Genomic DNA, 12,111 nt, shown 5'->3' with positions numbered 1-12,111 from the left:
CCCTTGTCCCTACCCTCTAGGATAATCCCTACACAAACAACTCCTCTCCTATTCCTCCCAATTCACCCTTCTGTTTTTATCCCCATTCACCTACTCAATGGAACCTCTAAAGCACGAATGTGGCGTCGCCATGATACGCCTGCGTAAGCCCCTCTCCTACTACCAAGAGAAGTATGGCACGTGGATGTATGGACTAAACAAGCTCTACCTCCTCATGGAGAAACAGCACAACCGCGGGCAAGAAGGTGCAGGGCTGGCTGTCGTTAAACTTAATAGTCAGCCTGGCGACGAATACCTCTTCCGTGAACGTGCCGAGGGTGCATCTGCCATCCAAGAGATATTTAATGCCGTGCATGCCCAGTTTGCAGATATTCCTCAGGCACTCCTCAACGATGCAGACTACGCTGAGCGCAACCTTCCTTTTGCGGGCTCGTGCCTCATGGGACACCTTCGATACAGCACGACAGGCAAGAGTGGCCTAACCTTCGTGCACCCCATGATCCGTCGAAGCAATTGGCGTGCGAAATGTCTCTCCATCTGTGGGAACTTTAATCTCACTAATGTCTCTCGCGTCTTCGAGGCTATCACCTCCGTTGGCCAGCATCCACGCCATGTCTCCGATATGCACATCCTACTGGAGCAGCTTGGTCATCGGCTGGATAGAGAGGTCGAGCGTCTCTTCATCGAGAGTCACCAGCACGGCCTAGAGGGAATGGACATCACACACTATATCGAGGAGCGCATGAACCTAGCGAATGTCCTACGCCAGTGTGCCCCGCTCTGGGACGGAGGCTTCGTCATGTGTGGGGAAACGGGGAGTGGAGAGAGCTACGCCATGCGTGATCCGTGGGGCATCCGACCCGCCTTTTACTATATCGATGACGAAATCGTGGTCTTAGCCTCTGAGCGTCCTGTCATCCAGACGGTGATGAATATCCCAAGTGACCAAGTCTCAGAGCTTCGTCCTGGTGAGGCTCTTCTCGTAAGTCGGTCAGCCGAAGTACATACAGAGCAGATCATCGAGCCTCATGAAAATAAAGCATGTAGCTTCGAACGAATTTATTTCTCCCGAGGCAGTGACGAAGACATCTACCTCGAGCGTAAAGCACTCGGCAAGCAGCTCACACCTGCCATCCTGCGCTCCGTCGGTGGAGACCTTGAGCACAGCGTCTTTTCCTTCATCCCCAACACAGCAGAGGTAGCCTATTATGGCATGATTGAGGGGCTAGATAGCCACCTCACAGAGCAGAAGCTCCGACAGATTACCTCCAGCCCTAACCTCTCAGAGGAAGCCCTTCACCACATCCTCACCCAGCGTATCCGCACAGAAAAGGTCGCCATCAAAGACATCAAGCTCCGCACCTTCATCTCTGAGGGCAAGAGTCGCAACGAGCTGGCAGCTCACGTCTACGACATCACCTACGGGACGGTCACCCCAGGCGTTGACAATCTCGTGGTCATCGATGACAGCATCGTACGAGGTACGACCCTACGCCAAAGCATCATCGGCATACTCGACCGCCTCGGACCAAAGAAGATAGTCATTGTCTCAAGCTGTCCACAGGTACGTTATCCTGATTACTACGGTATCGACATGAGCAAGATGCGTGAGTTCATCGCCTTCCGTGCAGCTATTGCTCTTATCAAGGAGCGTGGGATGCAATCCCTGCTAGAGGAGCAGTATCAACGAGCGCTTGCTCTCCGCCAACGCCCTACGACCGAGTCGGTCGAGAACGTGGTCAAAGCCATCTATGCCCCCTTCTCTGCCGAGGAGATTGCCTCAAAGATGGTCGAGCTACTTCGCCCCGAAGGTATAAGAGCCGAAGTAGAACTAGTATTCCAGAGCTTAGAGGGTCTTCGTCGGGCAATTCCACATCATCCCGGGGATTGGTACTTCAGTGGCGACTATCCAACCCCAGGAGGCTCGCATCTTGTCAATCAAGCCTTCATCGACTATATCGAGCAAGACCACCGCTAGTACGGCAGGCACAAGCTAAACATAGCGAACCTCTAAGTACAGGAAGGGTTAAGCCCCTACGAGTGTATTCATCCACTCGTAGGGGCTTAATTACTTATTCCACATTAAGATACGCCTCCCCTAGAGAGTAGAGGTATCGAGTTACCATAACTCACTGTGACAACTTATGGTAACTCGTCTAAAAGAGTTGTGGTAAGTCACGAAAGAGAGTTATGGTAAGTCGTTTTGACGAGTTATAGCAACTCATTTTCACCCTCCACAAGCTCGCTATTTAAAGGTACTCTTAGGCTAAAGGCGAATAAAGCAAGAGAGGAGAAATTCTCTAGGACGAAGAGGGAGGGAGAAGTGCTCTAGGTGTGTGGCAGAGATGGTCGTAAGAGTGTAGGCTTGCTGGTTCCATATATTCGTAAGGCTTCCTTCTAGTTTGATGCGCCGACTTACGACCCAATCAGCCTTAAGGTCACAGAAAAGCGTATGCTTGTAGCTCTGCATAGAGCCTTCACTCATCGTATGCTGGAGGAGTGCCGTGAGGCTCAAGCTCTTACCTAAAGAGCCTGTTAGTTTAAGTTCTTGCTCCAGACGAAGTATGGGGCGTGCCTCAGCACCAGGACGATGAAACCAAAGACTTCCAAGACCCATGGAGTAACTTGCCGAAAGGGCAGAGAGCTTGCTCCAGCGTAAGGAGAGAGTGGAGAGCAGGTTGTCACTACGCACAGGGTAGACATGCTCTGCCAGTGAGGCAAGGTAACGAGCATGCGTGTATCCTAGCTCCGTATGTAGGGAGAGTGCCCACTCTGGGAAAGACTTATCCAAGACCCCTTGCACCGAATAGCTCCGATGCATGTAGACCGTATCCACCGGAATACTAAGTGTCGCCTTAGGGCGAATGCGCACATCACGCAGGTAACTATGTGCCGTCTGACGATACCTCACCCATATGTAGGCGAAGAGCATCTCAATAGGATTGCGATAGGTAAACCGTGTAGAGACGCTCAGAGCCTTGCGATAGTAAAGATGCTCTAGACTCTGGGAATAAGAGCGGTAGCCACGACGAATAGGCTCATCACTATAATAGGGATCCACATCTGGTGACTCCTGATAACTAGCCGAAAGATTTAAGTCACTGTAAGAAGAAAAACGCTTGCGCAGTGAGAGACTAGGTGCAAGGTGGAGATATGCCTGCCCATCCTTTGCGCTTCCTACCCAGAGCCTATCAACCTGATAATATAGCGGAGAAGAAAGGGAGAAGTTAATACCTGCCACACTATAGCTCAGAGAGGTATTTAGCCCTACGGCAAGGTGGCTATAGCTATTATCATTAGGAGCAAGGAGCCTCTCACCTCCATACCTGTTGAGGACAACCTTAGCAATCAGCCCTGTATTCAGGCTAACCTTCCCAATGGGGAAGCCAACCTTGGCACTATTGGTTGTGACAAGTTGACTTACCCTCCGATAAGCGGTAAAGGGGCCGTCCTGCCCCATTGGTGTACTCTGCCATCCCGAGAGATGCTCTAGAGCTGTGTAGCCTCGAGTGGAGGACTTTACCAAAATCAATGTCCTACCCCAATAGATATTCGACTGAAGATCTGCTTGTAGCCACTGTGGACGTTGTCGGAGGGTAAGCCGATACGCTTGATTATTAGAGATAAGTGACTCATTGCTTGTTTTGGCTTGAGAGCTATAGAGGAGATCGACAAGGAGGAATAGCTTCGGAGCATTGTGCTCGTAGTGAAGTGCTGCTCGGTAGTAGTTAGGCTTGGCAGTAAGGCTTGAGACTTCGTTTAGATCGAAGGATGTAGCCCCCTGATAATGGATCGAATGCAAAGACTCATTGGTCGTATGGTCGTGGTAGCCTAAGGCATTGAGGCGAAGACTCCCATACGCTCCTAGCTTCTGCAGGTCATTCAGCCCCCAGTTGAAAGCCCTATTCTTCAGGTAGCGGTACTCGCTGAGTGGGGGCACACTCGCTGAAGACCGCAGGATAGTAGAGGGTAGAGGCTCATAGTGATCCTGCTCGAAGGGATCAATATGCTCGATAAAGTCAGTCGCTAGATCGTGTCCTACATTATTGCCTTTAAGGTTTGTGATGAGCTGGTTTCCTTTTGCTGCTTGCATGAGGAAGGCCTTCCCCGTCCAGAGTGGGCGCTTGACACCTGTTCCTCCCATGACTTCACCAAAAGGGCGGAAGAGGTACTTCTTGTTGAGGCGTATATTCAGCGCAGCATGCTCCTCAAAGACCTTACCTTGCAGGATACGCTTGTGCTGATTATGCTCAATGACATCTACTTGTTCGACGGCCTCAGCAGGCAGGTTACGAGAGGCTTGGTTATAGTTGAACCCAAGGGGGTCTTGTCCCTCGATATAGAACTTATTAATGGGCTTGCCTTGGTACGAAATCAGTCCACTTTCACTAACCTGGTATGAGAGAGAAAACAAAACATCCTAGACTATATCGGTGTATATCTTTGATATATTGATTGTTATGCTGATCGTTGGAGGAAAACGAAACCGCCTGGGAAGTTTAATTCGGTTTAATTTGGTGTTAATTTTGAACGGGTCTTAAACGCTATGGGTGACGGGTAGGTTTAATCGGGCGTTAATCAGCGTTAATCGGCGAGGCTAAGAGGTGGGTAATTACCGCCTATTAGCCTCGCTTTCGTTATGGATGGGTGGACGGTAGGTAGAGGGCTGAAATGCCGTGATTACGGGCGATTGTGGGCGTTTGGTGGGGGCTTGGGTAGGTATGGTTGGAGCTAGCTCGGGGCGGTCGCTGGGAGGCTGAGGGAAGGTGAAGGGCGGGGAGGGGCTAAGTGGTTAAGAGGTGGTAAATGAGCGGTCAGAATAGGGCTAAAAACACCCCCGAAGAGCCTTCAATTACCCCTCTGAGCAGACCCGATAAATACCCCTAAAAATGCAATGGATCTCCCAATGGGTAGACAATGGGTAGACAGGGAAAAACTCTAATGGGTAGACAACTTCGCTGCTTTTAATCGAAGATGAGCGGGGGCATAGAGTACAAATAAGCCTATAAATAAGGCATTTTATTCAAACTCAAGGGGGCATAATGTACTTAGTTTGTTAGATGAGAATATTATATTTATCTGATTTATAGGCTTCTAGTTTCTGTATCCCTTTTCGTGAACTATCATCGCTCCACACTTGCAGGTAAATCGTTGTTCGCAGTAGGTGCAAAGCTCCCCCCTTTAACCTTAACCACTCGCACCTCCGTAGATTTCAACCTTTCTATCTCCTCTGCCTGGTAGTCTATTTTAGCTTTAAGCCTTCCTATTTCCTCTGCTTTTTTATCAAGCCGATCAACTAGATCCTTTAAGATTTGATCATCTGTACGAGCGGTGATTTGAGATGGTTTTTCGGCTACCTCATCCAAAATCTGATAAGACTTAAGAGGAGTACCTATTCCAAGTACTATAAAATCTAAGTTCACCTCATTGTATGCCTTCTTCATACCACAAAGTAGGTCTACTGAGACTTTCTTCCTCCCGTGCTTTATGTCACTTAATGCTGTCTTGCGTATACCCAAAGAGTCCGCTAAAGACTTATAATCTATTATCTTACCTTCCTTCTTTAGAGCATCTATAACTTGAAAGAGGCGTATACTGATATCCATTGTCTACTATTGGGTATGAATAATTAAAACTTCCAAAGCTTGTAGTTCTGGAAATTCATACTATCTTTGCTGTGTGGTTGAAGTAACACCAAATATGGTGTACATGAAACCACACCACCAAAGTTAGCGAAAAGCGAGCAGGTGAGTAAAGAGAATGAACGTAACGAGATAAAACGATGAAAAGAAAAGTCACTGAGATGGATCTACTAGCGATCCTCAAAGATGAAATTAGCAAGGGTACGCCCATCGCCTATCAAGTGGAAAAGAACGAGGTGAAGATCCTAGGTAGTCTGGATAATATCGATTTCGTTTTTGATCTCCTCTATGAAATGGAATTCCAAGGTTTGGCTGAGCGCATCGGTCACGAGATCGTAGAGCACCCTAGCTATATCAAGGGTGAGCCTATCTGGGAGTGGCTCTGGGAGCGCACAGGCGGTGTCTACACACGCATCCAAATGCAAATACCCCTAGGTATCACGCATGGCAACGAAGCGTAAGCGTACAATCATCCTCAGGTTCGCCCCTGGTCAGTCTGTCAAAGAAGTACTGGATGCATACATAGAAAAACAACGTAAGCGATATGAGAAGGCAAATCGAAATTAACGACACTCTGCGGAAGGAACTCATGCAGATATTTGGGGTAAGCACCCAATGGATCGGCAGGGCATTGCGCTATGAGAGTGAGGCGGAGTCTGCAGAGCGTATCCGCCGTATCTCCCTCGATCGAGGGGGTAAGCTCTGTATCATAGCAGTGGAGGATGAGGTCTTTGAGGATCGAGGCAACCTACTACTCCAGACCTACGCTAATGGGGCAATCTTAGAGCTGGACAAAGTCACTGGAGACGCTCGGATACTTCAGGGAGGCAAGGTATGTGCCATACACCCTAATGTAGAGGTAAGTCGTCTGCGATCACTCCAGCAACTGGCACGAGAACTCTAAGACACACTAAGGAGTATGGAGCGGATCAACGGAACACTCTGCATTAGTCGGTGCGAACTTGTCGAGGGTAGTATCATAACTGAACTAAACCTTAAGCAACTCACGCAGCGCAAGCAGGTCAAGACCGTGGTACGTGCCTGCAAGGGGCGTCCAGCGATGTACTCCGTTGATAGCTTACCTGAGCGGTTCAGAGTCGAGTGTTACAAGCGTTACGATGTACCCCCGATGGAAAGAGAGAAAAGCCTCCTTGAGCTACAGATCACGCCTCACCCCGAGGCGATGAAGTACTACCATGCTTACCGCTTGCCTGATGGGCGTTGCCTGACGCAGGATAGGATCGACCAGTATGTAGCGGAGGCGCAGATCATGGAGGCGATCAGTGCGGTGTGGATGATACACACGAGTGCTCGGGGGCGGACGTCGTGCAGGAAGCCGATGAGTAAGGGACATTTCTACCAGTGGATGGTGGATGATATTGCCACGCTACCTGTGGATGAGTACCCCCATCGCTTACCCCAGAGTGCGGACAACCTCAAGAGGAAGCACGCACGCTATAAAGCTGAAGGGCTGGAGAGCCTTGTGCATAAGGGCTACAACAACCGTAACGCCAGCAAGGTGGATACGGACGAGCAGACGAGCTACCTCCTGATGCTCCTTGGCAATAAGAACAACCTCAACAATAAGCAGGTGGCAGGGCTATACAACGAAGTCGCTGAGCAACGGGGCTGGGACACGCTGACGGCATCAGCCGTTAGCAAGATTGCCAAGGCAAACCATCTCCTCCTAGACGCTGGACGCCGTGGGCGGACGGAGTACCGCCTGAGGGTAGAGACAGCGATTAAGCGCAGTAAGCCTACCCGCTCGATGAGCTACTGGGTGCACGACGGCTGGACGGTGGAGCTCCACTACCAGAAGACCACGACCGACAAGAAGGGTGGCACGAAGACCACGTACGACTGCCGCCTAGTGGTGGTCGTTATCCTCGACGCCTCCTGCAGTTACCCCGTGGGCTATGCCATAGGCGATCGGGAGTGTCCAGCACTCATTGCCCAAGCCCTCAGAAGCGCAGCGCACCACACGGAGGAACTCTTCGGGGTGAAGTGCCACCCACGGGAGATCCAATACGACCACTATCAGGAGTCGGTACTTACCCCCCTCTACAAGGCGATGAGTAATAAGCTCAGTCCCCCGAAGGCAAAGAACGCCCGAGCCAAGCTGATTGAGCCCTACTTTGCCTACCTCAATGAGAACTACTGCAAGCTCCTGCCGAACTGGTCGGGCTATGGCATTACCTCCACGAAGGGCAAGGGGACAAACACGGACGCCCTGAACCAGCTCCGCAGTCAGACCCCGACACGAGAGGAAGTAGAGGGGCAGATCCACACGATTATAGCTGAGGAGCGGCTGAAGAAGCATGCAGCATACCTCGAGCTCTTCGATGGCGACGTGACGGACATCACACTCGACCGACAGCTCTACCTCGAGCATTGGGGAGAGACGACAGGACGCCTCATTGGGCAAAGTATCTATGGGCTTACCCCTACCATCTATGGCGAGGTACGCTACTATGAGAGCTTTGAGCTGGGGTGGAAGGCGCAGAGCCATCGTAAGTGGCGGGTGTACTATGACCCGAGCGACCTCAGCTCCGTACTGGCGGTAAGTGAGGATGGGCAGTATAAGTATCTCTTGGAGCAAAAGCACATCCAGCCTATGGCGGTGGAAGACCAGACGGAGGTGGATAAGGAACATCTACGACGCGTGCACAGCCATCATAGGGAGCTGGAGGACTGGGTGGATGATAAGTACCGTGCTATGACTGCTGTCGCCCTGGAGGTAGCAGAGGGGAGCAAGGTGGCTAAGTCCCTACTGGCGCAAGCAACGATCCCCTTCCGCAAGGGAGGGAAGAAGCCTCAGAAGCGTGCCATCGAGGATACTACCCCCGCAGAGGAAGAAGCCTACGGGCGTGAGGTGGTATCGATGATCGCCGACAGCAGGGGGCAGTGCAAGGATAACCGCTACGACCGCAAGATGGAGCGTGAGGGGCATCACTTGACCACGACGGCGGAAGAAGCCCCAAGACGGCGCAGAAGTATTCTCGAGCGAGTGTAACCAGATGGAAGAAGTAAAGGAAGTAGGACTCGACCCCTGGATGGGCAGTGAGCTGGTTTCAAGCTCCCATCTATCCTTCGATGATGTCGAAGCAGGAGGATGGCGGGCGCACAGGGACGAGATAAGAAGGCGTGCCGAAGGTGCATGCAAACGAACAGAAATAACGATACCAAGAACAGGACTAACAATGGCTATTAAGGAACAAGAACTCATCGCTGCCCGCTTGCGTGAGTATTGCCAGAAGCAGGGCGGGCAGAACAAGGCAGCGAACACCCTCAAGGGCGTAAGCTCCGCCACGATCAGTAAGATCCTCTCAGGGAGCTGGGAGACGATAGCTGAAGGGATGTGGCACAACATCAGTAAGCAGATTGGGCTCTCAAGTGAGGGCTGGACGATCGTAAGGACGGCGGTGTACGAGGAGCTCACTGAGCTACTCGAGTGCGCCCAAGCCGATAGCCAAGTGATGGCAATTGTCGGCAGCGCAGGCTGTGGCAAGAGTGCTACGATACGGCAGTATACCACGACGCATAAGGAGGTGGTGAGCATCACCTGCTCGGAATACCAGAACCGCACGAGCTGGCTCTCAGCAGTCATGGAGGCTATGGGCTTAGACCCTCGGGGCATGAGCGTAGCGGAGAAGATCGGGGCGGTGGTGCGCAAGCTCCGCCAAGCCGACAAGCCCCTCCTCATCCTCGACGAGGCGGACAAGATGAGCGACCAAGTGCTCTACTTCTTCATCTCTATATATAATGAGCTAGAAGACCACTGCGGGGTCATCCTCTCCGCCACGCAGTACCTCGACAAGCGACTGCAGAAGGGCTTACGCACGGGGCGCAAGGGCTACGAAGAGGTGTACAGCCGCATCGGTCGGCAGTGCGTCCAGCTCTCGGCACTCAGCCCTGAGGACATTGCGCTGGTCTGCGTGGCGAATGGTGTCACGGGTGACCGCAGGGTGCGCAAGATTTCGGACGAGGCGCAGTGTGACCTCCGTAGGGTGAAGCGTGCCGTCTGGCGGGAGCATCAGCTAGCAGAAGACGCTCAATAACTAGTGACTTAAAAAAGCGATGGCACGAGCGTACAGCAACGCCAATATCCGCAAGGCAAGGTTTCGCACGGCTGCCTTTGAGGGCGCGTGGCGCGATAGCATCGGCTTACCCGTTCTCCAAGGCACGTGGCTCATCTACGGGGCAAGTGGCGCAGGCAAGACGACCTACACACTACGCCTTGCGAAGTACCTCTCACAGTTTGGCAGAGTCCTCTACAACTCCCTTGAGCAGGGCTTGTCGCCCACGATGCAGTCGGCCTGGCTGAGGGAAGAGATGGCAGAGGCGGGTAGGCGGATACGCCTCCTCGATAGAGAGAGCTACGATGAGCTCTTTGAACGGCTAGCCAAACGCCAAAGCCCCGAGATCGTCATCATCGATAGTATCAACTTCCTCCGTGGTGTCCGCCTCAGCGATTACGACCTTCTGACCCGTAGGTATAGGAAAAAACTCTTTGTGGTGATTGCTCACGAGAAGGGAGGCGAGCCAAAGGGCGCACTGGCGCAGGCGATCAAGTACGATGCCGACATCAAGATCCACGTCGAGGGCTATCGGGCGATGATCACCTCACGCTACGCCACCGAAGAGGCAGGCGGGCAGGACTACATCATCTGGGCAGAGGGCGCAAAAGCCTACTGGGGGACGGACACCACCGACCCACGGGAGCGCGACCAGCGGAAGAAGAAGCAAACGAAAGGACAACCAAAAGACAAAGCAACAAACGATCATGAGAGCTAAAGGAACAAGCGAGATGGACAAGCTCCACCTCGGGGCAGTGAAGCGTTACCACACGCTCTGCTCTGCCCTCCGACTCACCCCAGAAGATAGGGAAGCCCTCCTCGCCCCCTACGGCGTCACGAGCAGTAAGGACATGGAGACGCACGACCTCGTCGACCTCTGCGGTAGCCTCGCCCTCGAGCTGGACAAGCGCACCGCGGGCGTCTCCCTCGACAAGCTCCGTAAGCGCGTGATGGCAGCCATCGGGGCGTGGCTCATCACCGAAGGAAGGTATTCGAGCGTTGCCATCATTAAGGCGATTGCCTGCCGGGCTACGGGCTACCGCTCCTTTAACAAGATCCCGAAGGAACGCCTCCGTAACCTCATCGGACTCTTTAACAATAAGAGCCGTGACAAGGCGCAGGCAGAGCAGCTCAAGACCCTCATCACCACCACGACGACAAACCAACTAGCAAACTAACCTACAATGAACGAAGAAATGGACTACAGAACGACCCAAGCCACGGACAGGGAGGCAAAGAAGCTGGCACACAAGATGGTCGAGCGGCACAGCGATGACACCGTTGCCCTCATCGTCATTTGTGCCAAGCGGATGGAGTGCGGGCGTATACGCTTTGATGCTACCTGCCATGGCAGTACTATAGATGTCCTCCATGCGCTAAGGAGTCTCATGCAGCAGATTGACGGAGGTAATGAGATGATCCTCGCTACCTCACGTCTCATCCTCGAGCGGAGAGAGGCGGAAGACAATGAAGAAGAGTAACTAACCACCATAAATAATTAACAGCTATGTTCAATATCCATCAAGACCCAGGAGTAGAGGGTGCAAGAGAAGCTGCCCTAGAGCTACTCACCCGCTACGAGGAGGGCTTCCTCATCCTCCTCTGCCAGACCAAAGACGAAGACGGTACGCTCACCATGGAGGGCGAGCTTCGGGGGCGGATGTCCGACATATTCCAAGCCTGTATCGAGACCCTTAAGAGTAATACCGTAGGGCTACGGATGATGCTCGAAGAGTCCATCGAGATCCTTAAGCGTATCCAAAGCGAGCAAGAAGACAATAACGAACAAGAAAACGAAGAATAACTATGACCTCTACACAGATTATCTGCGTCCTCCTCGGACTCATCGCCACGATCCTCCTCGACATCCTTTGTGGCACGCTGGGCTACACCCTCGCCTGGCTCTTTGCGACCTCGCTCCTCTCCGTCTCCCTCTCCATCTACTATAGGGAGCAGAGCGAACGCATGGAGCGACGCCTCCGCGACTACCACCGCAAGTACGGACAGAAGTAACCACCATGGAAGTACGTGACCTCTGGCAGCGCACCGAAGGGGAGCTCATCGACATCGCAGAAAGCTCCGATGACCCGCAGATCCTCCTCTTCCTGGCACAGAACGGCAACTCCTACGTCCGCCTTGCCCTTGCCAGTAACCCCAACGCCTGGGAAGACCTCCTCTACGACCTTGCCCTCACAGGCGACCTCCTCATGAAAATCGAGGTAGCACGTAACGAGAACTGCTCCTCAGAGCTCCTCGACGAGCTTGCCCTCTGGGACGACATCGACCTACAGGAGACCCTCCTCCAGCACCCCAACCTCTCCCCCCTCACCGAGCGGATGATCGTCCGCTACATCAAGCGGTACAACCGCGCGATGGCGGAAGCATAAACACCC

General features: G+C 52.6%; 13 protein-coding genes. 11 read left to right on the top strand and 2 right to left on the bottom strand.

Going from position 1 to position 12,111, the window contains the following annotated elements; translation table 11 throughout:
* Window positions 1-97 precede the first annotated feature (97 nt).
* A complete protein-coding gene (locus HMPREF0636_RS01330) occupies window positions 98-1,978 on the top strand; it encodes an amidophosphoribosyltransferase (protein ID WP_044167969.1) in 1,881 nt (626 codons plus the stop codon).
* 288 nt (window positions 1,979-2,266) lie between these two features.
* On the opposite strand, the gene HMPREF0636_RS01325 is transcribed toward HMPREF0636_RS01330, so the two are convergent.
* Entirely contained in the window at window positions 2,267-4,414 is a 2,148-nt protein-coding gene (locus tag HMPREF0636_RS01325; RefSeq protein WP_044167966.1) for a hypothetical protein, read from the bottom strand.
* A 709-nt stretch (window positions 4,415-5,123) separates the two neighbouring features.
* Window positions 5,124-5,606, bottom strand: a complete 483-nt coding sequence (locus HMPREF0636_RS01320; protein ID WP_044167964.1) for a hypothetical protein — start codon at window positions 5,604-5,606, stop codon at window positions 5,124-5,126.
* Window positions 5,607-5,782: 176 nt separating this feature from the next.
* Here HMPREF0636_RS01320 and HMPREF0636_RS01315 point away from each other — a divergent pair, with 176 nt between their 5' ends.
* The 10 genes from HMPREF0636_RS01315 (at window position 5,783) to HMPREF0636_RS01270 (ending at window position 12,105) form a co-directional block, all read left to right on the top strand.
* The gene (locus HMPREF0636_RS01315) at window positions 5,783-6,103 is read left to right on the top strand and encodes a hypothetical protein (protein ID WP_155807260.1); all 321 of its coding nucleotides are present in this window, start codon (window positions 5,783-5,785) and stop codon (window positions 6,101-6,103) included.
* An 83-nt stretch (window positions 6,104-6,186) separates the two neighbouring features.
* A complete protein-coding gene (locus tag HMPREF0636_RS01310) occupies window positions 6,187-6,546 on the top strand; it encodes a hypothetical protein (RefSeq protein ID WP_155807259.1) in 360 nt (119 codons plus the stop codon).
* Window positions 6,547-6,561: 15 nt separating this feature from the next.
* Window positions 6,562-8,655: a hypothetical protein gene (locus HMPREF0636_RS01305; protein ID WP_052328690.1), complete on the top strand. Its 2,094-nt coding sequence runs from the start codon at window positions 6,562-6,564 to the stop codon at window positions 8,653-8,655.
* Window positions 8,656-8,659: 4 nt separating this feature from the next.
* Window positions 8,660-9,700, top strand: coding sequence for an AAA family ATPase (locus HMPREF0636_RS01300; RefSeq protein WP_248616850.1), 1,041 nt, complete (start codon window positions 8,660-8,662; stop codon window positions 9,698-9,700).
* 19 nt (window positions 9,701-9,719) lie between these two features.
* Window positions 9,720-10,436 carry an ATP-binding protein gene (locus HMPREF0636_RS01295; RefSeq protein ID WP_211235757.1) on the top strand — a complete coding sequence of 239 codons (717 nt, stop codon included), beginning with the start codon at window positions 9,720-9,722 and terminating at the stop codon, window positions 10,434-10,436.
* Entirely contained in the window at window positions 10,426-10,896 is a 471-nt protein-coding gene (locus tag HMPREF0636_RS01290; RefSeq protein ID WP_052328689.1) for a hypothetical protein, read from the top strand. The genes HMPREF0636_RS01295 and HMPREF0636_RS01290 overlap by 11 nt, the downstream gene beginning before the upstream one ends.
* Before the next feature lie 18 nt (window positions 10,897-10,914).
* Complete coding sequence (locus HMPREF0636_RS01285; protein ID WP_155807258.1) at window positions 10,915-11,199, top strand: hypothetical protein; 285 nt, start codon at window positions 10,915-10,917, stop codon at window positions 11,197-11,199.
* 26 nt (window positions 11,200-11,225) lie between these two features.
* Complete coding sequence (locus tag HMPREF0636_RS01280; RefSeq protein ID WP_044167955.1) at window positions 11,226-11,522, top strand: hypothetical protein; 297 nt, start codon at window positions 11,226-11,228, stop codon at window positions 11,520-11,522.
* Window positions 11,523-11,524: 2 nt separating this feature from the next.
* The gene (locus HMPREF0636_RS01275; protein WP_044167954.1) at window positions 11,525-11,731 is read left to right on the top strand and encodes a hypothetical protein; all 207 of its coding nucleotides are present in this window, start codon (window positions 11,525-11,527) and stop codon (window positions 11,729-11,731) included.
* A gap of 5 nt (window positions 11,732-11,736) precedes the next feature.
* Window positions 11,737-12,105, top strand: coding sequence for a hypothetical protein (locus tag HMPREF0636_RS01270; protein WP_044167951.1), 369 nt, complete (start codon window positions 11,737-11,739; stop codon window positions 12,103-12,105).
* Window positions 12,106-12,111: the final 6 nt, after the last annotated feature.

This window comes from Porphyromonas catoniae ATCC 51270, from assembly GCF_000565015.1.
Taxonomy (GTDB): Bacteria; Bacteroidota; Bacteroidia; order Bacteroidales; family Porphyromonadaceae; genus Porphyromonas; species Porphyromonas catoniae.
Note: the sequence above shows the minus strand (reverse complement) of the source record. Positions and strands in the feature narration are given on the sequence as shown.

Excerpts from the sequence above, each read along its gene's own strand:
- HMPREF0636_RS01330 (WP_044167969.1), top strand. The coding sequence starts at position 98 with ATGGAACCTCTAAAGCACGAATGTGGCGTCGCCATGATACGCCTGCGT.
- HMPREF0636_RS01320 (WP_044167964.1), bottom strand. The coding sequence starts at position 5,606 with ATGGATATCAGTATACGCCTCTTTCAAGTTATAGATGCTCTAAAGAAG.
- HMPREF0636_RS01315 (WP_155807260.1), top strand. The coding sequence starts at position 5,783 with ATGAAAAGAAAAGTCACTGAGATGGATCTACTAGCGATCCTCAAAGAT.
- HMPREF0636_RS01310 (WP_155807259.1), top strand. The coding sequence starts at position 6,187 with ATGAGAAGGCAAATCGAAATTAACGACACTCTGCGGAAGGAACTCATG.
- HMPREF0636_RS01305 (WP_052328690.1), top strand. The coding sequence starts at position 6,562 with ATGGAGCGGATCAACGGAACACTCTGCATTAGTCGGTGCGAACTTGTC.
- HMPREF0636_RS01300 (WP_248616850.1), top strand. The coding sequence starts at position 8,660 with ATGGAAGAAGTAAAGGAAGTAGGACTCGACCCCTGGATGGGCAGTGAG.
- HMPREF0636_RS01295 (WP_211235757.1), top strand. The coding sequence starts at position 9,720 with ATGGCACGAGCGTACAGCAACGCCAATATCCGCAAGGCAAGGTTTCGC.
- HMPREF0636_RS01290 (WP_052328689.1), top strand. The coding sequence starts at position 10,426 with ATGAGAGCTAAAGGAACAAGCGAGATGGACAAGCTCCACCTCGGGGCA.
- HMPREF0636_RS01285 (WP_155807258.1), top strand. The coding sequence starts at position 10,915 with ATGGACTACAGAACGACCCAAGCCACGGACAGGGAGGCAAAGAAGCTG.
- HMPREF0636_RS01280 (WP_044167955.1), top strand. The coding sequence starts at position 11,226 with ATGTTCAATATCCATCAAGACCCAGGAGTAGAGGGTGCAAGAGAAGCT.
- HMPREF0636_RS01275 (WP_044167954.1), top strand. The coding sequence starts at position 11,525 with ATGACCTCTACACAGATTATCTGCGTCCTCCTCGGACTCATCGCCACG.
- HMPREF0636_RS01270 (WP_044167951.1), top strand. The coding sequence starts at position 11,737 with ATGGAAGTACGTGACCTCTGGCAGCGCACCGAAGGGGAGCTCATCGAC.